This is a genomic window from Aquidulcibacter sp. (genome assembly GCF_020253525.1).
Lineage (GTDB): Bacteria > Pseudomonadota > Alphaproteobacteria > Caulobacterales > Aquidulcibacteraceae > Aquidulcibacter.
Map to the genome: position 1 here is coordinate 55,236 of NZ_JADCBK010000004.1, position 22,931 is coordinate 78,166.

A 22,931-nucleotide genomic window follows, 5' to 3' on the forward strand; every position below is an offset into this window, starting at 1 on the left:
GTTTCACTTAAAGGCCCGGCGCACTGAGACGCTCTGCCCGGTCGGCTTCCTGCTTCGCCACAGGGAAGGCGCAATAATCTGCTGCATAATAGGCGCTAGGGCGCCCATCGCCTGAAAGGCCCGGCCCACCAAAGGGCAGAGCCGAAGAGGCACCCGTCGTTGGTCGGTTCCAATTGATCAGACCCGCCCGCAGGTTCAGCGTCGCCTGCTCCCACAAAGCCGCATCGTCGCTGACAAGACCGGAAGAAAGGCCAAAGCGGGTAGCATTGGCGCGCTCGATAGCTTGCTCAAACGTCTTCACCCGAAACACTTGGGCGAAGGGGGCGAACAATTCCTCATCCTCAGCCTCTTGGGCTTGGGTCATGTCGATCATGCCCGGGCGCACAAAGGCAGGACCTTCAACGCCAATCTTTGCTCTAACCAGCGACTTACCGCCTAAGGCGATGAGTTCAGCTTCAAAATGGCCAACCCGCGCGGCTTGGCCTGCATGGACAACTGGCCCCATAAAGGGTGCCGTCTCAGCATTCCAGGGTGCCAGTACCATACGCTCGATCCTAGCCTGCGTGGCTTCCAATACCTGATCGCCAAAGCGGCCTTCCGGCAGGATTAAACGCCGCGCACACGAACAGCGCTGACCGCTCGTGATAAAGGCAGAATGCACGATCAGGTCTGCAGCGGCTTCAATATCGGCAGGGTCCCAAATGATCAAAGGATTATTGCCACCCATCTCAAGGGCAAGAATGACTTCAGGGCGGCCACCAAACATGCGGTGAATGGCTGTGCCGGTTGTGGCAGACCCGGTAAACAACACCCCATCAATGCCCGAAGCGCCTAGAAGCGCGGCCCCTGTATCGCGCGCACCCATGACGACATTGAGAACGCCGGGGGGAAGACCCGCTTCTTCAAAAGCCTCCACCATTAAGACCGCAACCGAGGGTGCTAGTTCTGAAGGTTTGAAAACAACCGTATTGCCCGCCAGAAGGGCAGGAACAATGTGTCCATTTGGCAAATGGCCGGGGAAGTTAAAGGGGCCAAGCACGGCCATCACGCCCCATGGGCGATGGTCCAAAGCCGTACGACCAAAGGCGGCGGCTTCGCTCTTGACGCCTGTCCGCTCGTCATAGGCACGCACCGAAATGGCGATCTTCCCAACCATGGCCCCAACTTCGGCCGTCGATTCCCACAAGGCTTTTCCCATGTCGCGCGAAATGGCTGCGGCAATCGCAGGGCCTTTTGCTTGAAGCGCGCGGCTATAAGCTTCCAAAATGGCGATACGTGCCGCACGTGGTGTTTTCGACCACGCTGGGAAAGCCGCGCGGGCAGCGGCGACAGCCTGTTCCACCTGCGCACCCGTTGCGGCATGGGCAGCAAAGACCACTTCTTCGCTGGCAGGATCAATCGAGGTAAAATGAGGGCCAAGCCCGGCCTGCCAAGATCCGTTGAGATACAGACCACCGTGAGACTGGTTAGACATCAAAACTCCGCACGCGGCCCATTTGGCCGTCTTCCATTTCTAAAGCTTGTAAAACCTGCGGGGCCACAATGACCGCATCAGGCGTAATACGGGCTGGCACTAAGCTACAGCGAAACCCTTCAACGCGGTCGTTCGAGACCATGGCGCGATCCTCGCCATGGGAATCTCCCGCAACAAACGGTAGAACCCGGGAATCGCGCACGGTGCGTGTATCTTCGATCCGTGTGGCCAAAAGTGGGCCGCCGTCAAAAATATCAATCACCCCTTCAAAGCGCAGGCCCTCACGCTCCAACAGGCGCCGCGCGGGTGCGCCGTCGGGATGGGTTTCGCCAATAGCCCCGCGCGCGCTATCGGGCAAAAGGTCGACATAAATCGCATGCTTAGGCGAGAGATCGATGATGAATTGATTGTCGCTGGTTGCCGACAATTTATCCGCCTCATCAAAGTCCATCCGGTAGAAGGGCCGGCCTACAACTTCCCAGAAAGGCGAACGGCCATCCAAATGCACAACTCCGCGCAACTCACTCACCACCGTGCCATGAAAGCGGGTGGGGGAACTGGCCATCAACATAAAGCGCGACAGGCTCAAGAGCTTCCCGGCACCATCGCCGCGCCGCTCAGGCTCTAGGAACAAGGTCCCGACTTCGGTGCAACCTGTATAGTCATTGACCATGGTCAAAGCGCGCATCTCAAAGCGGCGATTGGCAGCTTTTGAAGCCTGCCCATACGTGACGATGCGATAATTGAAGAAAGGAACATCGCGGCCAATATTGGTCTTAACCGCGGCGCAGCCAAACGGCTTTCCACCCTTGGCGCTTTCGATCATCAACAGATAGATGCCGCCGTCGCTATCTGCTTTAGGGGCTTCTGTGGAGAAGGTGGTGAGGCTTTTCTCCAGTCGCTTGGCCAAAAGGGCCTCGTCTTCGGGCAGGCTGGTAAAGCCCGGTCCAGATCGGCGGGCAAAGCCCATAAAGGCGTCAAAATCATCAAGCCGCGCGGGGCGTACTACGAGCATGGATTTGTTCCCAATTCCTGTGCCAGCAAGCGACGAGGGGCTTTGGCATCCAATTGCCCCGTGGCATAGCCTACCAATATCGCCAAAGACAGCCTGATACGCTCTGGAAAACTGTCAAGAATGGCAAATTCCTGATCCGAATGGATCAAACCACCGCGTGGGCCCAAGGTATCGACATTGGCGCAACCGGAGGCGGCAAGATTATTGCCCTCGCACACTCCGCCGGTATCCTTATAGACAATCTCTAGACCGACCGATTTTCCAGCTGCGGCGACTTGGGCGAACACCAATTCTTGGGCGGGGGTTCGCGGCTTTGGTGGCCTGCTGAATCCGCCATGGAGATGGGCGTGGATGCCTGCGCCCGACACATACTGGCCGATCAAGGCTTCCACTTCGCCTTGCGCCCAAGCTGCCGCTTCGGCATCAGGGACGCGAACGTTAAACCGAACCACGGCAAGATCAGGCACCACATTGTTTGGCCCGCCCCCGTCGATCCGGCCCGTATTGAAGGTAACACCCGGCGCTTTGCCATTGAGCGCCTCTAGGCCCGCGACAAAGCGCGCCGCCGCAGCAATGGCCGAGCGTCCCTCATGATGGGCGCGCCCGACGTGGGCTGCTTTGCCATGGATGGTCAGCGAGAAATTGCCAGAGCCCTTGCGTGCCCCAGACATGGAGCCATCGGCGAGTGCTGGCTCGTAAGTCAGGCCTACATCGCTGCGCGCTCCTATCTCCTGTAAGAGCGCGGCTGAGCCCGGAGAGCCGATTTCTTCATCCGGGCTGAGCAGAACCTCATAGCCAATTTGGGACGCACAGGGCAGGGTTTCAAACACCTTTAGCGCCTCCAACATCACCCAAAGGCCGCCCTTCATATCCGCTACACCCGGCCCATTGACCACACCAGGCTCAATCTCGCGCACTTTCTGAAAGCTCGAATGGGCGGGGAAGACAGTGTCATAATGACCGGTAAGCACCAGCTTGATCGGGGCTTCTGGCCGAACGGAGATATGCAGAGAATCGCTTAAGGCCAGTTCGACCGCTTGGCCTTGGATATCGACACTTGCTTCGGGCTGTAAGGGTCGGCGAACACAGGTGCCGGGCAAAATTCTGAAGGCGTCTTCCAATTTCAAAAGAAAGGCTTGCAGCCCCTCAAGATTGCGAGAGCCCGTGTTGATTTGGCACCAATCTTCCAGTCTAGCTTTCCAGACGGCGTGATCTGTCTCAACCGAATCCAGCGCCATTTGCGTATCGCGATCAAAAATCAGATTTGCGATCATCTTGATCTTCCTTCACAAAAATACCGCCGGAAGTGCAGACTAAGGTTGCTTCCAAGATTCAGATGTAGTCGAAAGCCGCGCGCAGCGCCACGCCCCCGCCCTGCTCTATCTGTGTCGCGCGCTGAGGCGGCAATCAGGTTCGGGGGCGCGACACGAAAAGTAAGCGCATCTTGAAAAGGCGAGAAGTGATGTCCGCAGTATTTGACCATGTTGAGTTCGACCATCATGAGCAGGTTGTCTTTGCCCATGATCATCAAACGGGGCTGCGGGCGATTATCGGTATTCACAACACTTTTTTGGGCCCGGCAGCCGGTGGAGTGCGCATGGCCAATTATGCCAATATGGATGATGCGCTGACCGATGTGCTGCGGCTGTCTCGCGGGATGAGTTATAAGAATGCGCTCGCTGGTATCCCACTAGGCGGCGGCAAGGCGGTTTTGATTGGCAATCCGAAAGCCGATAAGACGCCGCAATTGATGCAGGCTCTGGGTCGGGCCATCCAAGGCCTGTCGGGGCGCTATCTGGCGGCAGAAGATGTCGGCATGACTTTGGCCGACATGGAAGAAATCGCGTTAGAAACCAGCCATGTGTTTGGCCGCGATCCCAAGGCTGGCTTTGGTGGCGAGCCCTCGCCCATGACGGCGCTTGGCGTGCTTCTGTCCATCAAAACCTGCGTGCGGCGCTTTATGGGGCGCGATGATCTGCGGGGCGTACGTGTCGCCGTCCAAGGGGCTGGTGCGGTGGGGGCGGACCTTGCCCGGCAATTGGGTCAGGAAGGCGCTGAAGTCTTAATCGCGGATATGGACTCCGCCCGCGCCCAAGCGGCAGCCGACGCGGCAGGTGGACAAGTTCTCAGCGTTGACGACATCCTATTTGCCGATGTGGACGTTTTGGCACCCTGCGCGCTGGGGGCCATTCTAAACGACGTGACCATCCCGAAATTGCGCTGCAAGATCGTGTGCGGGGCGGCCAATAATCAATTGGCAGAGCCCCGCCATGGCCAGGCTTTGGCCGAGCGCGGAATCCTCTATGGGCCTGACTATGTCGTCAATGCGGGTGGCATCATCAATGTGTCCTATGAGGTATCAGGCGATTATGATGCCGCCAAAGTGGTTGACCATATTCAGCGTATTCCAAAGACCTTGGAACAAATCTTCGAAGAAGCCGCTGATGAAGGTCTGACGCCCGATGTGGTCGCCGACCGGATGGCGCAACGCCTTATTGGACGGTCTTAGGCTTTGCAGGCGCGGCTTCGGCCTGCTGCGGTTCAGACGGCATGAAGGGATAAAGCCACTGCCCCAGCAGGTTGGGCGGCATATCCCGGTCTGTCAGGCCCAAATTCATCGGCTTCTCATCCTTTGGCATATAGAAGGTGCCAAACAGATGATCCAAGAAAGAGAAGGTCGCGGCGAAGTTTTTCGACCCACCTTCATCGGCACCCGTATGATGCCAGCGGTGGAAGACGGGGCTTGCAAACACATGGCGCAGGGGTCCGAACGTCCAGTTCAAATTGGCGTGCACCATGGTTGAGTAAAGAATGTTGAAGGGGGCCAGAACCGCTACAGCTAAGGGCGGGAAGCCAATCCACAGGGCTATCGCATTGGCGAGGAGACTGTGGAAAATCAAATTGATCGGATGGAAGCGAACCGAGTGCAGCCAGTCCAGCGTCTCTGGCGCATGATGAATGGCGTGAAAGCGCCACAGCGCATTGCTGTGAAAGAGGCGATGGGTCCAATAGAGCGAGATATCGGTAACAATCAGCACGCCCAAAGCCTGCAGCCACAAAGGCCAGTCCGCCAACCAAGAAGCACCCGTCTTGCTCCATTCAACTGCGGCGTCCATATTGCCGGCAAACAAGACGTAATAGCCGCCCGCAATCAGAGACGTGCCGATCGCCCCGTAAACGACAGGGCCGATCATCCAATAGCCAATATCCATCCAAATATCGCGACGGACCGGGCGCGGGGTTGGATCGAGAGGGAAGAGACTTTGCAGGAAGCCGAACAAACAGGCGCAGATCAACAGCCAAACGGCCGAGTGGACGAAGGGCAAGTTCATAATGTCGTTCAACATAACGCTTCCTCTTGCACAGGTCCCTTAGATCCTGCGCCGACAAGCCAAATCCATAGCGCAGAGACACTTAATCTGCCGTTAGCGCGCTTGCGACAATCCGACCTTTCCGAGGGGCAAATCTTGGGCCTAGACGTCACAGACGGGCGGGCGCAGAGGCGGATCCTTGTTGTCCGGCGGGGTGATACCGTCACCGCCTTTGAGAATCGCTGCCCCCATGCCGGTTGGCCGCTGGACACGTTTGACGGCAGGTTTTTGACCACCCAAACCGGCGGCCTGATCTGCGCGGCCCATATGGCGGTCTTTGACACACAGACGGGCGCTTGCTTGGGCGGGCCCGGTCAGGGACGCGGGCTTACACCTGTGCCGATAGAGTCCGAGGGCGACAGCTGGGTGATTGGCCCATTAGCGCACCCTTAAGGCTTGGTCAGAAGCGGTGCGGGCTTTGGCCGTTCTGGTGCTGGCGGTGGTGCCCCAAAGGCGGGCATGCCTTTTGGCTGCCCTGCAACTTTAGGCACTTTGGCATCAATCTTGTCCATCCAAGCAATCGCTTGCGGGCCGAGGTCAATCTGCGGGTTAGAAGGATCGAGCCGCGAGGCCACTTCCCATTTTGTTATCAAGGAACGCGCTTGGGCAAAGGCGTCTGGCAAAGGGACAGGCTGGCGAAGTGCGTTGTTCATCAAGGCATCGCCAAAAAAGGTCCAGTCATTTTCAGCTCGACAGCCAAAGGATGGCTTATTGGCCGACGCAGCGGTCAAAGTGATGGTGTATTCATTCTGCAAAACCGGAACAAAAACGCCTGAAAAGCAAGCAGATAGAATGACAAGCCGGTTCTGAATACCCGCCTCGTTCAGCAAAGCCGCCAAGCGCGATGGTGCGATATTGCCCCCGGCGCGGTCCCCATCACGGTAGTTTAGGCCCGTATTCCAATGCCCATGCGTCGTGATGAAAAGTGCCAGCACATCCTCTTGTTTATTCATCACTTCAGCCACGTGGCCCAATGCCTGTGCCAAATGATCTGGGCGACCGTCAGGCACGATTGGGTCGGTTGCAGATCCCGCTGCGCCTTTACCATTAGCCATAACAATGACCCGCCCTTCGGCATCATAGCGGCTAGCAAGGACCCGGGCGGCTTCGGCGGTTTCGCGTCCAAAAACGCCGTCGCTGTCCATGCCAATGGCAACCACATAGACATCAACCACGCCTTTTCGCTCTGGCTTGAGACGCGCGAGGGCGGCGGTCATGGCCCGTGCCTGCCTCAAAGTTTCAATGGGCCCATAGGGCTCAGCAACGACAACACTTCCCTTTTGAGCTGCCTCTCGGTCTCGCCTTTCTTGCGCGGCACGCGGATTGGCAGGCTGAAAGCCATAGCTTTGGGCATAGGCTGCTTCAGGCAGCGCCAATGGCGGCGCAAAGAACGCAAGTAAGCCCAGCCCCAAACAAAGTCCAAAACGCATTGGTGAAGTCATAGGCAAATATCAGCCCGCAAATGCTGCTCTGTCTAGCCGATGCGGCGATTTTTCGATGAATTAGGTGCGCTCTAGGCAGATGGCAGTGGCTTCCCCCCCACCAATGCACAGGCTGGCCAGCCCGCGCTTTGCGCCTCGCGCTTCCATTGCAGCGATCAAGGTCGCGATGATGCGGGAGCCCGACGAGCCGATTGGGTGGCCCAAGGCACAAGCCCCACCATTCACATTCACCTTCTCATGCGGGATGCCCAAATCTTTCATGGCAATCATCGGCACAATGGCGAAAGCCTCATTGATCTCAACCAGATCAACATCCTCAACCGACCAACCCGCCTTGCTCAGCGCCTTTTGCATGGCTTTGACGGGGGCGGTGGTGAAATAGGCAGGCTCGTGCGCATGGGCGGCACTTGAGACGATTTCGGCTAGGATTTTCAGGCCGCGCGCTTCGGCCTCAGATTTTGACATCAGAACAAGGGCGGAGGCACCATCGGAAATGGCAGAGGCATTGGCCGCGGTCACCGTGCCCTCCTTGGTGAAGGCAGGCTTCAAGCTGGGGATTTTCTCTGGGCGGGCCTTGGCGGGCAGTTCATCGCGATCCACCACACTTTCACCGCCTCGGCCGCTGATGGTGACGGGGGCAATTTCGCGAGCAAATGCCCCAGAGGCAGTGGCAGCTTGCGCCCGCTTCAACGTCTCCAGCGCATAGGCATCTTGCGCCTCACGGGTGAATTGATACTCACCGGCCACTTGGTCGGCATAAAAGCCCATCGGCTTGCCTTCATAGGCATCTTCCAGACCATCGAGTGCCATATGGTCAAAAATCCGGTCATGGCCATATTTCATGCCGCCGCGGTGGGTCTTCATCAGATGGGGCGCGTTCGACATGCTCTCCATCCCGCCAGCGATCACAATTTTGGCTTCGCCTGCCTTGATAGCATTGGCGGCCATGATCGTGGCCTGCATGCCAGAGCCGCACATCTTGTTGAGCGTGGTGGCTTCAACACTGATCGGCAGACCCGCTTTTAGGGCCGCCTGCCGCGCGGGGGCTTGGCCTTGGCCGGCAGGCAGAACATTGCCCATCAAGATCCAATCCACATCTTCGCCTGCAACGCCTGCTTCGGCCATGGCGGCCTTAACGGCGATGGCCCCCAATTCATTAGCGCTAAAGCTGCTCAATTCCCCCAACAACCCACCCATGGGCGTACGGGCCAAACCAACGATGACGACGGGGTCTTGCATGAAGATTTCCTTAGTTAAGCGAGAGCGAAATCACGTCTCTTCAGAATAAGCGCTCAAGGGCGTCACGTCACCCCTATTGGCGATCAAAGCTTTCCGACGGCAGAAGCGCTGGAAGCCCGCAGGCCCCATTCGAGAACCGCCTAAACCGCTTGCCTTAAAGCTCTGCTTTTCGGCTTCATAAAATTGGCTGGTCAAAGCTGCATCATTCAAGCTGATGGCCCCGGCTTCAATCTGGCGACCAATGGCTTCAGCCTCGTCCAAAGTGCCGGCAATCACGGCGGCCGATAGGCCATACTCGGTGTCATTGGCCAGTTGGATCGCCTCTTCAATCGTATCAAATGCCATGACGGGCATCACGGGGCCAAAGGTTTCCTCCCGCATCAGGGCCATGCTGTGATCGACATTGACCACCACCGTGGGCGCAATCCAGTCCCCGCCCAAATGATGCTCCACAACGCCACCAGTCAGCACGTTCGCGCCCTTGGCGACCGCATCGGCCAGTTGGGTCGCGATGATGGCGGCCTGCTTGCCAAAAATCATCGGTCCAATCTCGCCCATATTTCGGTCAGGCTGATTGAGGCGTGCCGCCTTGGCTGCCACAACTAAGCGCGCGACAAAATCCTCATAAAGCGGGCGGGCAACATAAATGCGCTCAATCGACTGGCAGGCTTGGCCAGTCGACAGAACCGAGCCGCGTAATGCCGCCGTCACGGCTCGGTCGAGATCTGCGGTTTCTGTGATGATCAATGGGTCCTTGCCGCCCAGTTCTAAGAAGGCGGGGATCAACCTTCCTGCGGCTTGGACAGCCACTTTTTTGCCCGTGGCCACTGAGCCCGTAAAGCAAATCGCATCCACCACATCGATCAAAGCAATACCTGTTCCCCCATCCCCCAACACCAGTTGCAGCACGCCTTCTAAAGCTGGGACTTCGGCAATCGCCGCGCGTAAGGGCGAGACAAAGCGCGGCGTGACTTCCGATGGTTTGATGATGACGCTGCACCCAGCCAAAAGCGCCGGGATTGTGTCGATCATGGATAGGGTCAGCGGGAAATTCCACGGGCTGATCACGCCCACCAGCGCGTAGGGCACCCATTGCGGGGCATGGGCCATGCGTGGATCAAAGCGTCCATCGGTCCAAGCTGTTGGCAAAAGATGTGGCGCTTGGGCAGCCCACCCGCCCAGACTTGCCAAAGCCCCTTCAATCTCGCGCCGCGCAATCTTGCCCCGCCCCGTATCCTCGGCAAGCGCCGCATGGATGGAGTCAAAATGGCGGGAAACGGCTGCTTGAAACTCCAAAAGTGCTTGCGCGCGCCCCTCAAGACCTAAAGCCTGCCAAGCCGTCTGGGCGGCACGCGCGCGGGACGCGAGCGCTTGAACCGCCTCAACATCTGCCGCCTCAATCCTGAAGTCGACTTGGCCCGTGCGTGGATTTTTGACGTCTAGGTCGCGTCTGCTCATAGGCCTAATACCCCGGGATTCATGCGATGATGTGGATCAAGATGGGCCTTGATCGCCTTAAGAAGCGCCCAGGTGACCGGCTCACGGGTTTGGGCATAACGATAGGTGCGGCCAATTTGGAAATGGGTTGCCCCGAAGCGCTCGAAGATGTCGAGTATTTTGCCGCGCACTTCATCCACCAAGGCTGCATTATCGGCATTGGCGGGCAGCTTTGGCACTTTGGCCAAGTAGGACGGTTCGAGCGTGGTTTCATGAATGCCATAGCGCGCGTCTGGCCAGAAGAAGACGGGCTCAATCAAAAAGCCATTGGTGCTGATGGTGGTCACCAAATAACCACTTGTCATGCCGCGTGCTTCAAAATCCTTGCCGTAAGAAGCAAACAAATCATCCAAAGCCTGCCAGCAAGGCTCACCCTGTGACAGCGGCACAATGCCATGGATCGGCACCCACCGTTCGCCGTCTGGACCCAGAATATTATTGAGCGGGGTAAAGGGTGCGGCGCGCATCGCTTTGGGAATGGTATTCTCAATTTCCCGCCCGCCATGGCTCTTCACAAGCTCGCGCAAGGTTCGGGCAGCATCCTCGACTTGGGCAGCCGAAGCGCCTTCGGTGATCAGATGCAAAGTATAGCCCGCATCATCCATGAAGCCACGGCCTGCCAGAGCCATTTTCGCGCCCTGCTTGACCCCTTCAAACATGTTTTTCTGCGCGCCAATGACTGCGGCAAGGGTTTTTACGTCCTGCAATAGACTGGCGCGTCGCATGCGAATTTTTGCGAGATTGGGGTCAAAGGCGCAGACTTCGCTGGCTAAATTGGTGCGCGCGACTGCAGCTGTGGCGCGTGCCGTGGCGGCTAAATCAGGCAAGGCAAAGCTTAAGTGCGCTTCATGGGCAGGGGCCGGGATCAGCCGTAAGGTGACTTCAGCCTTGATGCCCAGCGCACCACAATCGCCACAGAATAGGCCTGTTAAGTCCGGTCCATAATGTTTGAAGAAGGGGCTGCCGCCAATCGTCCCCGCACTGCCAGTTCGCACGATGCTGCCATCGGCCAAGACCACAGTCAGACAGGTAACGCTTTCTGAAGTTGTGCCCCAAATGCCCGCACCAAAAAAGGCGTTTAATTGCGACAGGCCACCGCCAATCGTCGAGCTAATGCCCGAAAGTGGCCCCCAAAACGGGGTGCGCAGCCCATGTGGGGTTAGGGCGGCTTGCAAGGATGCCCACGTTGCACCAGCCTGTACCGTCACCAACATATCTTCAGGACTGACTGAGATGACCTGATCCATGCGCCGCGTATCGATAAGGACGGCTCCGGCCTGATCGGTGACAAAGCCTGAGGTATAGCTCATACCGCCGCCACGCGGCACGATGATGGCCCCGGCTTGATGGGCCGCCTCCAAAACGTGCGACAATTCTTGGGTGGTGGCTGGCGCGACAACCAGGCCTGCGACACCGCCTTGGCTGAAAACATCCTCACTCATCGCGCGGCGGGTATCCTCGTCGCGTGAGACATATTCTGCCCCAATCAGCTGAGCCAGACGGTCGGCCAGAGCCATAAGTGTTGGAGCTGGTTCAGCCATGATCAAGATCCTTTAAAGCGGTTTAGCTAAGCCCAAAAAAGCCGCAGCGAGCAATAGAAGCCAAATGGTGACGACCAGCGGGCGGCTTTCATCTAAAGCGCGCGCAATCTCTTGATCGACCTCAGGACTAGCGCCTTCTTGCACAAGACGTCCAAAGGCCGGGCCAAAGCGAACCAGCGCACGACGGATCAACAAGCCGCACAGGATGGTGGCGGCAAGGATGGCGCATTTGGCCTTTAAAAAAAGCGGCAAGGCTGGTGCTTGGGGCCAGAGGTTCAAAGCGAGAATGGCCAAGACGGCGATCATGGCCCAACGAATGGCGAGGTCGGCTCGACGTGCGAGGGACGTTGGCCCCACGTGTCGCAGGTGCAGCACCCAAGCGAGGACGAGCCAGATCAGGCCGAAGGTCCAAATCAAGGCAAGGCTGAAAGGCCCCAAGATCAGCCAACCCTTAAGCGCGGCCAAGGTCAGCCCCGTCGGCAGGGTCAAGATCATCGCCGTGCGCGGGGCCATGTCGACCTGCGCCAAAACTTGCGCCGCTGCGATGCGTGCTGCTGCCGGCTGCTTGGGATTGGTTAGAATGGTGGAGCTATAAAACACGCCCAAATCGCCGCCGAGCCAATAGACGAAGACGAGAAGATGCAAGAGCGTGAAAAGGGCTAAGTCCACTTCAGTGCCGATCCGTTCAAATGATATATTTCTATATCAATTAATTGGATCCGTTCGCAAGCCAATTAAGCCCGCAAGAGGCCCAAGATGCGCGCCAATGTCGACTTCAGCTCACGCCGATCGACGACGATATCGACCATGCCATGCTCAAGCAGATATTCAGAGCGCTGGAAGCCCGGTGGCAATTTCTGGCGGATGGTTTGTTCGATAACGCGTTGTCCAGCAAAGCCGATCAAGGCACCGGGCTCTGCGATGTGAATATCGCCCAACATCGCATAGCTGGCCGTGACGCCGCCTGTGGTCGGGTCGGTCAATACAACAATATAGGGCAGCCCAGCACGGCGCAGCGCATCAATCGCCAAAGTCGTCCGTGGCATTTGCATCAGGGACAAAATGCCCTCTTGCATGCGGGCACCCCCTGCTGCGGTAAAGCAGATCAGCGGGCATTTGCGTTCCAACGCTTCTTGGGCAGCTTTGATAAAGGCTTCGCCCGCAGCCATGCCGAGCGATCCACCCATGAAGTTAAAGTCTTGCACCAAGGCAACGGTGTAATTGCCACCAACCTTGCCATAGCCAATGGCCATCGCATCATCGCGACCTGTCTTGGCGCGCGCATCTTTCAATCGGTCGACATAGCGCTTGTCGTCTTTGAATTTCAGCGGGTCTTCAACCACTTTCGGCGTATCGATCGCCAGCCAGCTTTCGCCGTCAAACAAATAGCGGAAGCGAAGCTCGGGCCCAATGCGCATGTGACGGCCCGAAGGCGTCACCCATTGGCTGTTTTCCAGATCAACCCGATAGAGCATTTCGCCACTATCAGGGTCCTTGACCCACAAATTGTCGGGCGTTTCCCGCTTTTGCAAAAGCTTATTGATGCCCGGACGGATACGGTCGATCCAGCTATTCATGCCTGTGGCTCCTAGCGGGCTTGCGCAATGGCTTGCGACAAGGACTGACAAAACAAAGCTGCAGCCATTGCAGCATCGCCACCAGTTTCATGTGCACTGGCGATCACGTCAACCAGCGCAGAGCCAACCACCACGCCATCTGCGATTTTGGCCGTGCGCGCGGCCGCCTCAGGCGTCTTAATCCCAAAGCCGACTGCAACCGGCAGGCCTGAAGCCTTGCGCACGTCCGCGACTGCCTCAGCAATATCAGCCGTCTCAATCGCCTTGTCACCAGTTATGCCCGCAACGGAGACATAATAGACAAAGCCGCTGACGCCCGCGACGACCGCAGGCAAGCGCTTGGCGTCGGTTGTAGGCGTTGCCAGACGGATCAAAGCAAGATCGCTGGCCTGCATGGCGGCGCGTAAATCCGCATCCTCTTCGGGCGGCGCATCCACGATGATCGCCCCATCAATGCCCACTTCGGCGGCATGGCGGGCAAAGGCATCATAGCCCATGGTCTCAACGGGATTGAGATAGCCCATGACGATCAGGGGCGTTTCAGGATGCTTCTGGCGAAACTGGGCAACCAAGGCCATGGTCTTGCGCAAAGTGGTGCCATTTTTCAAAGCGCGAATCCCAGCGCGCTGGATCGACGGGCCATCGGCCATAGGGTCGGTAAAGGGAAAGCCCAGCTCAATTACATCCACGCCCGCCTTGGGCAAAGCGTCGAGAATCGCTGCACATACTTCCAGCGAAGGATCACCGGCCATGACATAGGCAACCAAAGCGGCCCGATTTTCGGCTTTGGCGCGGGCGAAAGCGTTCGAAAGACGTCCGACTGGCATTAGATTTTCGCCCCTAAAGCATTGGCGATGGTGAAAATGTCTTTGTCGCCACGGCCACAGAGGTTCATCACGACAATCCCGCCTTTCCCAACATCCTTGGCGATCTCACCCACGCGGGCCAGAGCATGCGATGGCTCTAGGGCAGGCAGAATACCCTCTAAGCGTGCGCAGAGTTGGAAGGCTTCTAGCGCCTCATCGTCGGTGGCCGACAAATAGGTCGCCCGGCCCGTATCTTTCAAAAACGCATGCTCGGGCCCAACACCTGGATAGTCGAGGCCTGCCGAGATGGAGTGCGCATCGATGATTTGGCCATCGTCATTTTGTAGCAGATAGGTGCGATTGCCGTGCAAAACGCCGGGGCGGCCGCCCGTCAAAGCTGCCGCATGGAGGCCAGTTTCAATGCCATGACCTGCCGCTTCCACACCATAAATCTTCACGCTTTCGTCTTCGAGGAAAGGGTGGAATAGACCAATCGCATTCGAGCCCCCACCGATACAAGCCACCAATGCATCGGGCAGACGACCTTCGCGTTCCAGCATTTGCTGCTTGGTTTCCCGGCCAATCACCGATTGGAAGTCACGCACCAATTGCGGATAGGGATGTGGGCCTGCGACCGTGCCGATGATGTAGAAGGTGTCCTTCACATTGGTGACCCAATCGCGCAGGGCTTCATTCATGGCGTCCTTAAGCGTTGCCGTTCCTGCATCCACGGGGCGAACTTCTGCCCCCAACAGCTTCATACGGAACACATTGGGGCTTTGCCGCTCAACGTCCGTCGCGCCCATATAAACGATACAGGGCAGACCAAAGCGGGCGCAGACCGTTGCCGTGGCCACGCCATGTTGGCCGGCCCCCGTCTCGGCAATGATACGCGTCTTACCCATGCGCATGGCCAAGAATATCTGGCCCATACAATTATTGATCTTATGGGCACCAGTATGGTTGAGCTCATCGCGCTTGAAATAGATTTTTGCGCCGCCGAAATGCTCCGTCAAACGCTCTGCGAAATAAAGCGGGCTTGGGCGGCCGACATAGTCGCGCAAGAAAATGTCTAGGGTTTCCTGAAAGCTTGGATCGGCTTTGGCCTCCTCATAGGCCTGCTGCAGCGCCAAGATGTTGGGCATCAGGGTTTCAGCGACAAAGCGACCGCCAAATTGGCCAAAGCGGCCTTGCGCATCGGGATAAGAACCCCAGGAATTACGTGCGTCCATCTTGTTTAGTGATCCATTCTCAGTCGTTCAAAGCTTGCATAAAGCTAGCGATCCGCCCTCTATCCTTTAGGCCGGGCGCGGCCTCAACACCAGAGGAGACATCCACCAAAGGTGCACCGGTTCGCCGCACCGCCGCTGCGACATTCTCTGGATTCAAGCCGCCCGACAAAAACCAAGGCACAGGGCATTGGAAGCCCTGTAAAATCGTCCAGTCAAACACATGTCCTAGGCCCCCAGGGCGATCGGCACCTTTGGGGGCCTTGGCGTCAAACAGGACATAATCAACGACGCCAAGATAGGGCTTAATCTGCTCTAGGTCCTCGCGCTCGGAAATGCCAAACGCCCGGATGATGCCGACGCCGCGCGCCCTAATGGCCGCACAACGCTCTGGGCTCTCTTTGCCCTGCACTTGCAGAAAGTCTGGGCCAAGCTCTGACATCACTTGATCCAGCAAGGCATCGTCAGGGTCCACCACAACCGATACCGTACGCGCCATGCCCGCCGCCATTTTCGCCAGAGGCTTAGCGTCAGCTGGCAGGATATGGCGCGGGCTTTTAGGAAAAGTCACAAAGCCGATGAAAGCCGCGCCATAAGCCAAGGCATCGGCCACCGTTTGGCGGTCAGACAATCCACAAATCTTGGCTTCGGCAAGGCGCATGCCTGCTCATGTAGAGCGTTCAGCCACAAAGCAAAAGCGCGCACTGCGGCAAAAAGGCGTTCGACCTCAGCTTTGTTTTTTAAGCAGGTCGCGAATTTCGGCCAAAAGCTCTTCTTGGGTTGGACCTGCCGGGGCTGCGGGGGCAGGCGCTGGCGCGCGCACGCGGTTATAGGACTTAACCACCAAGAACAGCACAAAGCCTACGATGACAAAATTCAAGCCCGCCGCCAAAACATCGCCATAACCTATGGCTACTTCGGCCTTTTTGGTTGCTTCGTCTGCGGCTTGCAGCACGATCTTCATACCCGCCAAATCGACGCCGCCGGTCAACAGGCCCACGACCGGCATAATCACCTTGTCGACAAAAGCCGAAACGATTTTGCCGAATGCGGCGCCGATGACCACACCGACGGCAAGGTCGACGACATTGCCGCCCGAGATAAAGGCTTTGAACTCATCAGCGAGGCTCATGCTGCTATCCTTCTACGCACGATTAGCAGAACGCGGCGCACCCGTTTTCAGGGTCCACCGCGCTCTTGGGAAACTGGGAATGGGAATGGGAAAAGTGGTGATGCGCTGCTGCGGGTGCGCCACAGGCTTATTCGCCAGGATCAACGCCACCATTGAGGCGGGCGCGCAATTCCTTGCCCGCCTTGAAGAAGGGCGCATGCTTGGCTTCTACTGCCACACCTTCCCCCGTGCGTGGGTTGCGCCCCTGACGAGCCCCGCGCGAGCGCACCGAAAATGCTCCGAACCCGCGCAATTCAACGCGGTCGCCTCTTTCCAATGCCTTGGTGATCTCTTCCAATACGGTATCGACGACGCGTTCGACATCCCCATGAAATAGATGCGGATTCTCGGTAGCTAATTTAGCAACAAGTTCAGATCGCAACATATGGGTCTGTCCCCCAGTTAAACTTTATCACGCACATATAACAGCAAAAAACCACTTATGCGCAAGCCTTCGCAAGGAAATTTGTCTTTGACCGAAAAATAAAAAGGCCAGAGCAACGCTCTGGCCTTTCTGCATAGATCTGGTTTCTTGGCGTGATCTTGGATCACCTCCACGAAACTTAGTCGTTTTGTTCCTTTTGACGCAGAGCTGCGCCAAGGATGTCACCCAAGGATGCGCCGGAGTCGGACGATCCAAACTGGCTAATGGCTTCTTTTTCTTCAGCCATTTCAAGCGCCTTGATCGAAACCGAGACTTTACGCGTTGCCTTGTCGATCGCTGTAACGACGGCATCCACACGGTCACCAACAGCATAGCGCTCTGGACGCTGCTCTGCACGATCGCGCGAGATGTCCGACTTGCGAACGAAAGCCTTCATGATGTTGTCTGGACCGATCGAGACTTCGATACCGCCCGAAGCAATTTCGGTCACGGTGCAGGTCACGGTTTGGCCGCGCTTCAAGGTCTCGGTTGCGAATGGATCAGACGAGACTTGCTTGATGCCGAGCGAAATACGCTCTTTTTCAACGTCAACATCAAGAACCTTGGCTTCGACCATGTCGCCGCGCTTGTAATTCTTAATGGCTTCTTCGCCGGGCTGATTCCAATCGATGTCTGACATGTGGACCATGCCGTCCAGCTCGTCATTGACGCCAACGAACAGACCGAATTCGGTGATGTTCTTGATTTCGCCATTGATGGTCGAACCAACTGGGAATTCGGTAACAAACGCATCCCAAGGATTGGGTTGAGCTTGCTTCATGCCCAGCGAGATGCGGCGCTTGTCGCCATCCACATCGATCACGATCACATCGACTGGATCGCCAGGGTTGACGATCTTGGAAGGATGCAAGGTCTTTTTGGTCCAGGACATTTCGGACACGTGAACCAGACCTTCAACGCCAGATTCCAATTCAACAAACGCACCATAGTCGGTGATGTTGGTGATGACGCCCGAATAACGTGCGCCAACTGGATATTTGGCTTCTGCCCCATCCCAAGGATCGGACAGCAATTGCTTCATGCCCAAGGAGATACGCTGGGTGTCTGGGTTGATCTTGACGATCTGAACTTGAACCGTGTCGCCGACGTTCAGCACTTGGCTTGGGTGGCTGATACGCTTCCAGCTCATGTCGGTGACATGCAACAGACCATCGACGCCGCCCAAGTCGACGAACGCACCATAATCGGTGATGTTCTTGACAACGCCATCGCGGATTTCGCCTTCGGCCAGACCTGCAACGATCTCAGTACGGGCTTCTGCGCGGTCGAGTTCGAGGATCGAGCGACGCGAAACCACGATATTGCCACGTGGGCGATCCATTTTCAGGATGCAGAATGGCTGAACGATGTTCATCAATGGGCCGACGTCGCGCACGGGGCGGATGTCAACTTGCGAACCTGGCAAGAAGGCATTTGCGCCGCCGAGGTCAACCGTGAAGCCGCCCTTCACGCGGCCAACAATCGCACCATCAACCGACTCACCGGTTGCGAACAGCTTCTCAAGGCGGCCCCAAGCCTCTTCACGGCGGGCCTTCTCGCGGCTGACAACGGCTTCACCGAGCGCGTTCTCAATCCGGTCGAGGTAAACTTCTACAGTGTCATTGACCTTCAAGGACGAACCTTCAAGACCAAATTCGCGCAACGGAATGCGGCCTTCGGTCTTCAAACCAATGTCGACCAGAACGAAATCGTTCTCAATCGAAACAACGGTCGCGGAAATGACTTTGCCTTCGGTCAAGCCACCACGGGCACCAAAGGATTCTTCTAGCAATGCCGAGAAATCGTCCCGGCTCGGGTTAAGGAGCGTGTCGCTCATGTGTGTATCAGTCTCCGAATAGATGAAAGCAGGCCTGCCGGTTGGCTCCGGCGGTCTTGCCCGAAAGGTCCTGCGGCCTTCGGGCCTCACGTCTTACAACGCATCATTTTTGCATGTGAGTGAATGAAACGATTGTTGGAATTTCGAAGAAAGCCGGCTCAGCTTTTGGCCAAACGCACCTGTTCCACGATCAATCGGGCTTTATCCACAGCCGCCTCTATACTCAGCCCAGTGGTATCGAGCAAGTGGGAGTCTTCAGCAGGCCGTAAAGGGGCATCCGCGCGACCCGAATCTCGGGCGTCCCGCTCTAGGGTTTGTGCCAGCATTGCCTCAAAAGAAATGACCTCGCCCAAGGCTTCCAGTTCCGTCTGGCGGCGACGGGCCCGCTCTTCTGGACTGGCTGACACATACAGCTTCACATCGGCCTCTGGGCAAACCACTGTGCCAATATCGCGGCCATCGAGAACCGCGCCGCCCGCTTGCAAGGCAAAGTTACGTTGCAGATCGAACAAGGCTTGCCGCACGGCTTGGTTAGCCGCCACCACAGAGGCCGCCGCGCCGACTTGAGCCGTACGCAAATCGGCATCCTCAATCCCATCCATCGACAAGCTTCGCGCCACTTTGGCTGCGGTCTCGGCATCTTGGGGTGAAAGGCCGGCCGACAAAAGCCGATAGGCCACACCCCGGTAGAGCTTGCCCGTGTCCATATGGGGCAGACCATAGAATTCAGCCAAGGCCTTCGAAATCGTGCCCTTTCCAGCAGCAAGGGGGCCATCGACAGCGATAATCATGAATTGGGTGCCCATTGGCTAGGATTTGCGACGTATGCGTTCGGGCGAGGTCCTACCAAGCTTACCCGCCGCTGCCAAACAGCAATTACAACCAGCTCGCCAAAAGCCCGCTTTAGCAAAGCACGCATGCCACATTGCGACTTTATTTTGTGTGCCCACGACTTTAAGGAGCGCCTATGGAAACCTTATTCATCCCTCGCTTCAAAGCCCCTGCCCGTGGCACCGTGACGGTTCCGGGCTCTAAGAGCATCAATAATCGGGCTTTATTACTGGCCGCTTTGGCAGAGGGCCAATCTGTCTTGACTGGGGCGCTTGACAGCGACGACACTCGCATCTTTGCGAGTTGCTTAAACGCTTTGGGCTTTGAGGTTTCCCACGACCCTGCCGCCTCGGTCTTTAAAGTGGCCGGGTGTGGTGGCCAATTGCCAGCCCCCACAGGCGGCACTGCAGACTTGTTTGTCGGCAATGCAGGCACTGCCGCCCGTTTCCTCTTGGCCTTAAGCGCACTTAGCCTCGCCCCCGTGCGCTTTGATGGTGTCGCTGCCATGCGCAAAAGGCCGATGGGCGATCTTCTAGAGGTTCTTGCCGCGCAAGGCGCGCACGTCAGATTCGAGGGCGCGCCGGGCCATTTCCCTCTGGTGCTCACGGGCTCTGGCCTCCCCGGTGGCCGCTTAGAGCTGGATCCACAGCGCTCGAGCCAACAAGTTAGCGCAGCCCTCATGGTTGCGCCCTTTGCCAAGGCCGATACGGAGCTTTTTTTGACCGGGCCCATTGTCTCTGAACCCTATATCGCCATGACGATTGAGATGATGGCCGATTGGGGCGTTCGGGTAGAGCGGCCAGAACCACATGTTTTGCGCGTTGCTGCCGGTCAACATTATCAAGCCAAAGCCCCCTATCACGTTGAGCCGGATGCCTCGAGCGCATCCTATTTCTTTGCCGCCGCTGCAGTTACCGGCGGACGTGTGACTATTCCTGGCCTCTCGCGCAAAGCCTTGCAAGGCGATGCCCTCTTCGTGGATGCCTTGGCCGGCATGGGTGCCCGTGTGGAAGAAAGTGCCGAAGGCCTCACCGTGACCGGCCCGGCCCAGCTCCATGGTCTTGAAATCAATATGAATGCGATTTCCGATACCGCCCCCACCCTCGCCGCCATCGCCTCTAATGCCTCCAGCCCCGTCCTCATTACTGGGGTCGAGCATATGCGCTGGAAAGAGACCGACCGGGTAAAAGCCATGGCCACCCAATTGCGCGCCATGGGGGCCGACTTAGATGAACGTCAAGACGGTCTTCTGATCCGCCCGGCTAAACTGAGACCCGCTCAAGTCGCGACCTATGACGACCACCGCATGGCGATGTCGCTTGCCATCGCAGGCTTAGCCAATGACGGGGTGACGATCGAGGACCCTGCCTGCACATCGAAAACCTTCCCGACCTTCTTTAACGTTTTGGGCCAGTTGCGCAGCCAATCGGCGGCCTAATTGCACCTAATTGCATTGGACTGCAGCATAGGTTTTGACAGCGTCACACTTACGTGGCAAGCGCTGCGCCCTTAGATTACCTTCCCAATGTGGCGATCGGCCAGTGGAGCCCCAACAGTGCCTAAAATTGACCTTGGCGAAAAACAATTGTGCCCCGCCTGCGGCGCAAAATTCTATGACCTACATAAGCGGCCTGCAGAATGCCCCAAATGTGGCAATGTGTTTGACCCCGATGATGAAGCGGTCAAAGCCCGTCGCGCTAAAGCACGTCTGACCGCCTTTGATCCCAAGCTGGCTGCGGCCGCTGAAGAGGATGATGAAGACGCGCCCGCAAAGGTCATCGACCCCGATATGGACGAGGACGAAATGGAGCATGAAGAAGTCACGGCAGAGCTCGATGCAGCCGCTGTGGACCAAGCGCCGCTCGAACTCGATGATGACGAAGAATCCGACCCCATCAACCAAGGCACCGGCGGCGCAGATGTGCCCGAAGGCTTCTCCGAGCAGGAATTGGACGATGATGATCCAACCGCCGGCGACGATGAAGTGCCCTTCTTGGAAGATGATGAAGACCTCATCGATGACGATCTGGGCGATATCCCCGGTCCAGACGATGACGACGTCGACCCCCGCTAAGGTGTAAAGCCCGCGCTGCCTATCAGCGCATCGCGACTATAAGAGGCCTGCGCTGACCGTTTCTTGGGGTCAGCGCAGGCCTTTTGCGTTTCAGGCCCAGCGTTTGCGGGAAATGCATGTCTGGCTGCCCTGCCACAGCGACGCGCTGCAGCAATGCTGCGACGCCCGTCTTGATCCCCTCGGCTGAGACGTCTATACGCGGCGCTCTTGTGGGTTCGGTGGAGCCCACAACTCGATCCATTTGGTCCGTCACGACCAAATCAGATGGGGCCATAGCTCAGTTGGTAGAGCGCTTGAATGGCATTCAAGAGGTCAGGGGTTCGACTCCCCTTGGCTCCACCATTTTTTCCAATGAAAAGAGAAAAAGCGCCACCTTTGCCCATCGCAGCTGCAGGGCCTTTGGTGTGAGGCGGGGTATTGGCCGCTCTGGGATACCCTGGGCTTTGGGTTTAGGTCGGTTTGGGAAATGTGATGGGTTGAGGAAACCGACAATCGTGCGGCGGCAAGCTTAGGCGCATCGTGATTTAGCGCCGCACCGGATCGGCACTAAGCCGCTGTGGCCTGCAGATAACGCGCCCGCGCCGTGCCGATTGACTTTCGCAGCTCGTCAAGCGCCACGCTCTCCTGCGCGCTAACCATGGTTTCGAACAAGCGATGGAAATGCTCGCGCATGGCTGCACGCGCTTTGCTGGCATCGCGTGCCTTGAGTGCCAAATAGATTTCTGAATGTTCATTCTGGCGTTCATCGACGCTGACCGCGCACACCCGGGAATAAAGGGCTTTGACCTGGGGCACGTGGTTGCGCATCCGCCATAGCTCGTGAATGCAATGCTCAATCGCCGGATTATTGGCCGCCGCTGCAATGGTCAAATGAAACTGGCGATCCAGATCGTCGCCATCTTCGGGGCCACCCACCTTGTTTGACGCCATCGCCTCAACAAGGCTGGCGAGCTTATTGATTTCTGCATCGGTGATGCTGGTCGCAGCAAGGGCAGCGGCTTCTGCCTCAAAAATCATCCGCGCGGTGGTTAAGTCAAAGGCCGACACATCTGGTAAGGCAAGCTCGCTTGCCGAACTCATCTCCAGAACGAAGGAGCCCGAACCTGCACGAATCTCGATGGCCCCTTTGGCTTCAAGGGCGATTGTGGCCTCACGAATGGTCACCCGACTGACTTGATATTTCTCTGCCAGTTCACGCTCACTCGGCAAGCGACTGCCTGGACGGTAATCGCCCGCACGAATGGATTGTAGAATTTGTTCGACGACGCGATGGTAAAGGCGTTCGCGCTGACTTTCCATTCTCTTATAAGCCATCTTAGCCCCAGTTGACGCAGTAAAATTGGTATGCACTTGTGGCATGAATCAATTGATTTTGCAATCGGTTCACCCCCCTTGCGGGCCGG

At 57.3% G+C, this 22,931-nt stretch carries 22 protein-coding genes and 1 tRNA gene; 5 read left to right on the forward strand and 18 right to left on the reverse strand.

Annotated elements, in window-relative coordinates; translation table 11 throughout:
* Positions 1–7: 7 nt before the first annotated feature.
* The 3 genes from astD to IOB61_RS00865 are packed head-to-tail and all read right to left on the reverse strand — an operon-like array spanning position 8 to position 3,763.
* Positions 8–1,474 (reverse strand): succinylglutamate-semialdehyde dehydrogenase, encoded by a 1,467-nt coding sequence (astD, locus tag IOB61_RS00855; protein ID WP_290810781.1) that lies wholly within the window; start codon positions 1,472–1,474, stop codon positions 8–10.
* Positions 1,467–2,489 carry an arginine N-succinyltransferase gene (locus IOB61_RS00860; RefSeq protein WP_290810784.1) on the reverse strand — a complete coding sequence of 341 codons (1,023 nt, stop codon included), beginning with the start codon at positions 2,487–2,489 and terminating at the stop codon, positions 1,467–1,469. The genes astD and IOB61_RS00860 overlap by 8 nt, the downstream gene beginning before the upstream one ends.
* Positions 2,480–3,763 carry a hydrolase gene (locus tag IOB61_RS00865; RefSeq protein ID WP_290810787.1) on the reverse strand — a complete coding sequence of 428 codons (1,284 nt, stop codon included), beginning with the start codon at positions 3,761–3,763 and terminating at the stop codon, positions 2,480–2,482. The genes IOB61_RS00860 and IOB61_RS00865 overlap by 10 nt, the downstream gene beginning before the upstream one ends.
* A 188-nt stretch (positions 3,764–3,951) precedes the next feature.
* Here IOB61_RS00865 and IOB61_RS00870 point away from each other — a divergent pair, with 188 nt between their 5' ends.
* Entirely contained in the window at positions 3,952–4,998 is a 1,047-nt protein-coding gene (locus IOB61_RS00870) for a Glu/Leu/Phe/Val dehydrogenase dimerization domain-containing protein (RefSeq protein ID WP_290810790.1), read from the forward strand.
* Here the strand turns inward: IOB61_RS00870 and IOB61_RS00875 are convergent.
* On the reverse strand, positions 4,982–5,836 hold the full coding sequence (locus IOB61_RS00875; RefSeq protein WP_290810793.1) for a sterol desaturase family protein: 855 nt from the start codon (positions 5,834–5,836) through the stop codon (positions 4,982–4,984). The two genes, IOB61_RS00870 and IOB61_RS00875, sit on opposite strands and share 17 nt — an antisense overlap.
* On the opposite strand from IOB61_RS00875, the gene IOB61_RS00880 reads away from it, so the two are divergent.
* On the forward strand, positions 5,801–6,253 hold the full coding sequence (locus IOB61_RS00880; protein WP_290810795.1) for a Rieske 2Fe-2S domain-containing protein: 453 nt from the start codon (positions 5,801–5,803) through the stop codon (positions 6,251–6,253). The two genes, IOB61_RS00875 and IOB61_RS00880, sit on opposite strands and share 36 nt — an antisense overlap.
* Here the strand turns inward: IOB61_RS00880 and IOB61_RS00885 are convergent.
* The 13 genes from IOB61_RS00885 to cmk all read right to left on the reverse strand — a co-directional run bounded on the left by IOB61_RS00885 (position 6,250) and on the right by cmk (position 19,429).
* Positions 6,250–7,290: a C13 family peptidase gene (locus IOB61_RS00885; RefSeq protein ID WP_290810798.1), complete on the reverse strand. Its 1,041-nt coding sequence runs from the start codon at positions 7,288–7,290 to the stop codon at positions 6,250–6,252. The genes IOB61_RS00880 and IOB61_RS00885 overlap by 4 nt on opposite strands.
* 72 nt (positions 7,291–7,362) lie before the next feature.
* Positions 7,363–8,547: a thiolase family protein gene (locus IOB61_RS00890; protein WP_290810932.1), complete on the reverse strand. Its 1,185-nt coding sequence runs from the start codon at positions 8,545–8,547 to the stop codon at positions 7,363–7,365.
* Positions 8,548–8,571: 24 nt separating this feature from the next.
* Entirely contained in the window at positions 8,572–9,999 is a 1,428-nt protein-coding gene (locus IOB61_RS00895) for an aldehyde dehydrogenase family protein (RefSeq protein WP_290810802.1), read from the reverse strand.
* Positions 9,996–11,579 (reverse strand): FAD-binding oxidoreductase, encoded by a 1,584-nt coding sequence (locus tag IOB61_RS00900; protein WP_290810805.1) that lies wholly within the window; start codon positions 11,577–11,579, stop codon positions 9,996–9,998. The genes IOB61_RS00895 and IOB61_RS00900 overlap by 4 nt, the downstream gene beginning before the upstream one ends.
* 12 nt (positions 11,580–11,591) lie before the next feature.
* Entirely contained in the window at positions 11,592–12,248 is a 657-nt protein-coding gene (locus IOB61_RS00905; protein ID WP_290810808.1) for a hypothetical protein, read from the reverse strand.
* Positions 12,249–12,313: 65 nt separating this feature from the next.
* On the reverse strand, positions 12,314–13,156 hold the full coding sequence (gene accD, locus IOB61_RS00910) for an acetyl-CoA carboxylase, carboxyltransferase subunit beta (RefSeq protein ID WP_290810811.1): 843 nt from the start codon (positions 13,154–13,156) through the stop codon (positions 12,314–12,316).
* Positions 13,157–13,167: 11 nt separating this feature from the next.
* Positions 13,168–13,983 carry a tryptophan synthase subunit alpha gene (gene trpA, locus IOB61_RS00915; RefSeq protein ID WP_290810814.1) on the reverse strand — a complete coding sequence of 272 codons (816 nt, stop codon included), beginning with the start codon at positions 13,981–13,983 and terminating at the stop codon, positions 13,168–13,170.
* Positions 13,983–15,194 carry a tryptophan synthase subunit beta gene (gene trpB, locus IOB61_RS00920; protein WP_085339519.1) on the reverse strand — a complete coding sequence of 404 codons (1,212 nt, stop codon included), beginning with the start codon at positions 15,192–15,194 and terminating at the stop codon, positions 13,983–13,985. The genes trpA and trpB overlap by 1 nt, the downstream gene beginning before the upstream one ends.
* 19 nt (positions 15,195–15,213) lie before the next feature.
* A complete protein-coding gene (locus IOB61_RS00925) occupies positions 15,214–15,852 on the reverse strand; it encodes a phosphoribosylanthranilate isomerase (protein ID WP_290810818.1) in 639 nt (212 codons plus the stop codon).
* A 66-nt stretch (positions 15,853–15,918) separates the two neighbouring features.
* A complete protein-coding gene (gene mscL / locus IOB61_RS00930) occupies positions 15,919–16,323 on the reverse strand; it encodes a large-conductance mechanosensitive channel protein MscL (protein WP_290810821.1) in 405 nt (134 codons plus the stop codon).
* A 127-nt stretch (positions 16,324–16,450) separates the two neighbouring features.
* A complete protein-coding gene (gene ihfB, locus IOB61_RS00935; protein ID WP_085339522.1) occupies positions 16,451–16,747 on the reverse strand; it encodes an integration host factor subunit beta in 297 nt (98 codons plus the stop codon).
* Positions 16,748–16,925: 178 nt separating this feature from the next.
* Positions 16,926–18,623, reverse strand: a complete 1,698-nt coding sequence (rpsA, locus tag IOB61_RS00940) for a 30S ribosomal protein S1 (RefSeq protein ID WP_085339523.1) — start codon at positions 18,621–18,623, stop codon at positions 16,926–16,928.
* A gap of 158 nt (positions 18,624–18,781) precedes the next feature.
* Entirely contained in the window at positions 18,782–19,429 is a 648-nt protein-coding gene (cmk, locus tag IOB61_RS00945) for a (d)CMP kinase (protein WP_290810827.1), read from the reverse strand.
* 161 nt (positions 19,430–19,590) lie between these two features.
* Here cmk and aroA point away from each other — a divergent pair, with 161 nt between their 5' ends.
* The 3 genes from aroA (at position 19,591) to IOB61_RS00960 (ending at position 21,870) form a co-directional block, all read left to right on the forward strand.
* Entirely contained in the window at positions 19,591–20,892 is a 1,302-nt protein-coding gene (aroA, locus tag IOB61_RS00950) for a 3-phosphoshikimate 1-carboxyvinyltransferase (RefSeq protein ID WP_290810830.1), read from the forward strand.
* A 117-nt stretch (positions 20,893–21,009) separates the two neighbouring features.
* Complete coding sequence (locus tag IOB61_RS00955) at positions 21,010–21,528, forward strand: TIGR02300 family protein (RefSeq protein WP_157893589.1); 519 nt, start codon at positions 21,010–21,012, stop codon at positions 21,526–21,528.
* Between the two features lie 266 nt (positions 21,529–21,794).
* Positions 21,795–21,870 (forward strand) — tRNA-Ala (locus tag IOB61_RS00960).
* 204 nt (positions 21,871–22,074) lie between these two features.
* On the opposite strand, the gene IOB61_RS00965 is transcribed toward IOB61_RS00960, so the two are convergent.
* The gene (locus IOB61_RS00965; RefSeq protein WP_290810836.1) at positions 22,075–22,842 is read right to left on the reverse strand and encodes a FadR/GntR family transcriptional regulator; all 768 of its coding nucleotides are present in this window, start codon (positions 22,840–22,842) and stop codon (positions 22,075–22,077) included.
* Positions 22,843–22,931: the final 89 nt, after the last annotated feature.